4 protein-coding genes are annotated in these 2663 nt (G+C 42.9%); all 4 read left to right on the top strand.

The annotated features are described in order from the left end of the window. Positions 1-386, top strand: a 386-nt coding sequence (locus Q0338_RS04740; protein ID WP_298085753.1) for a Dna2/Cas4 domain-containing protein, incomplete at its 5' end; no start/stop codon positions are given. 6 nt (positions 387-392) lie between these two features. Next, entirely contained in the window at positions 393-671 is a 279-nt protein-coding gene (cas2, locus tag Q0338_RS04735; protein WP_298085752.1) for a CRISPR-associated endonuclease Cas2, read from the top strand. Between the two features lie 66 nt (positions 672-737). Continuing rightward, the gene (gene cas1, locus Q0338_RS04730; RefSeq protein WP_298085751.1) at positions 738-1736 is read left to right on the top strand and encodes a CRISPR-associated endonuclease Cas1; all 999 of its coding nucleotides are present in this window, start codon (positions 738-740) and stop codon (positions 1734-1736) included. Between the two features lie 331 nt (positions 1737-2067). Beyond that, positions 2068-2663: lyase family protein (locus tag Q0338_RS04725; protein WP_298085750.1), on the top strand; the 596-nt coding region annotated here is incomplete at its 3' end.

Genomic DNA, 2663 nt, shown 5'->3' with positions numbered 1-2663 from the left:
TGATGGGCAAGGCGCTGGCGGACATCAAAGACCGCGATTTGCAGGAGTTTGCATTTTCAAATTTGAAATTTGACAGACTTTCCAAGCAGCGCGGACATTATCTCATCACCGAATACAAAAAGAGCCTAAAAAACGAGCTTGCGGGCAAGATGCAGCTACTTTTTTACGTCTATCTTTTAAAAACGGGCTTAAATTTAAAAGAGGTAAAAGGCAAACTAATCAGCGGTAAAAAGGTGATTTTGGTGGATGATAGTAGCGAAAATTTCGCTCTAATAGAGCAAATTTTAAGCGAGATAACGGCGCTTGCGAACCTAGAGCGACCGCCGAAATTTACGCAGGGCAAATTTTGTGCAAACTGCGCTTATAGCGGATATTGCGTGAGTTAGATTAAAATGTACGTGATTTTATTTTACGACATCGCCAGCGCCGAGCAAAAAGAGAAAAACAACGCAAACCGCATCAGAAAGGCGGTCGAGAAGTTTTTGCCGCGCGTGCAGTTTTCCGTTTTTGAAGGCGAGATTCGCGAGAGCGATTTTAAAAAACTAACCGCAATGCTGCAAAAAGAGTGCGCCCCGCAGCTTGATTCTATCGTGATTTACACGTTTAATTCGCTGAAGTATTCCAAGCGTATCGTAATCGGACAGGATAAAAGCGGCGCGCTGTTTAGTTAAATTTGCTCGCGTAAATTTGCCGAATTTGACGGCGCTTGAAATCCCGGCTAAATTTAAGGAAAAAAGATGCAAAAAAGCGACAGGACGCATTTTATTTTAAGCGCAGGCAGGCTTCGCAGGCAAGATAACAATATCTATTTTGATAAATTTGACGATGCGGGCGCGGTCGTCGCTAGTAAAATTTTGCCGATAAACGCGATCGATGAAATTTACGTGCTGGCAAAAGTGCAGATCGATACCTACACTATGGCGTTTTTGGCCGATAATAACGTCCTTTTGCACGTTTTTAGCCCATATCAGAGCTTTCGCGGTAATTTTTATCCAAATACCTCAAACTCGGTCAATAAAAGCGGCTTCGTGCTGCTAAATCAGGTTCGCGCCTTTGACGATCCGCTTAAGCGCGCCTACATCGCCCGCGAGATCACTCGCGCGCACATCCTAAACGACGCGGCAAACTGCAAAAGACACGGCGTGAAATTTGACGTCTCGCCCCATATAGAGGCGCTAAACGCCGCTGTGGACGTGCCTGCGATAATGGCGGTGGAAGGGGCGTTTCAAAAGCTCTACTACGAAAAGTGGAATGAGATAATCGCGGATCAAAAAAGCTTTAAATTTACCGTCCGCTCCAAGCGCCCGCCCGCCGATAAAATCAACAGCTTCATAAGCTACGTAAATACGCGCATTTATAACGTCTGCCTCAGCGAAATTTACAAAACCGAGCTTGATCCGCGCATCGGCTTTTTGCACGAGCCAAACTACCGCGCTCTGAGCCTACACCTCGATCTCGCGGAGATTTTTAAGCCGATTTTGGGCGATACGCTGATTTTTAGCATGCTAAATAAAAAGGAGATTACCGCAAAGGACTTTCAAACCGACGCCGGGCGGATAAAATTTAGCAACGATGCCGTGCAAAAGATCGAGCTAAAAATGATCGGCAGACTTGGCGAAACGGTTTCGTTGGGTGGGCGCGATCTCACGTGGCGGCAGGTGATCCGCCGCGAGGCAAATCAGATCAAGAAATGTATCTGCGAAGATGCGCCTTATGGGGGATTTAGGTGGGGGTAAATTTGATATTTTGTCGACGGGGGGCGTCTTTTTAAAGTCAAATTTGACTTTTGCACCCTTGCTACGGTGTTTGTTTTACGTCAAAATGGCGTTTGCGATTTTGCTTTGGATGTTTGTGGTAAAATACAAAATGCGGCAAACTTATAAAATTTGCTTTTGTCGTTGCGGGCGGATTGGGGTTGTTGAGTTGCCTTATCGCAGCGGACTATTTGATTTCTATGCGTCATTTTTAAAATCTAAATCATCTCGATGAAGCTTTTACTAAGATTTTAAAAATAACGAAATTTACCCAATGATTTATAACAGCACTTGATGAAAGGATGTATAATATATGTATGATAAGTATATAAGCCCCTTATCGGAAAGATATGCCGGCAGCAAGATGCAATATATTTTTTCTGCTGAGAAAAAATTTAAGACATGGAGAAGACTTTGGATAGCTCTTGCAAAGTCTGAAAAAAAGCTCGGACTTGATATAAGTGATGAACAGATTGCAGAGCTTGAGGCTTTTAAGGAGGACATAAACTATGAAGAAGCCAAAGAAAGAGAAAAGATAGTAAGACATGATGTAATGAGTCATGTGTATGCTTACGGTTTGCAATGTCCTAAGGCTAAGAAAATTATACACCTGGGAGCTACAAGCTGCTATGTAGGAGACAATACGGATCTGATACTTATGAGGGAGGCTCTTGAGCTTGTAAGAGTAAAACTTGTAAATGTTATGGAAAAACTCAGTAAGTTCGCTTTGGAATATAAGGATCTTCCAACATTGGCATTTACTCATTTTCAGCCGGCTCAACCTACTACTGTAGGAAAAAGAGCAGTGCTTTGGTTAAATGAACTCCTACTTGATTACGAAGATTTGAATTATATAATAGATAATATTAAACTTCTCGGATGTAAAGGTACTACCGGAACTCAAGCCTC

The organism is uncultured Campylobacter sp. (assembly GCF_938018145.1).
Lineage (GTDB): Bacteria > Campylobacterota > Campylobacteria > Campylobacterales > Campylobacteraceae > Campylobacter_A.
The sequence above is the reverse complement of the archived record's forward strand: the minus strand, read 5'-3'. Positions and strand labels throughout refer to the sequence as shown.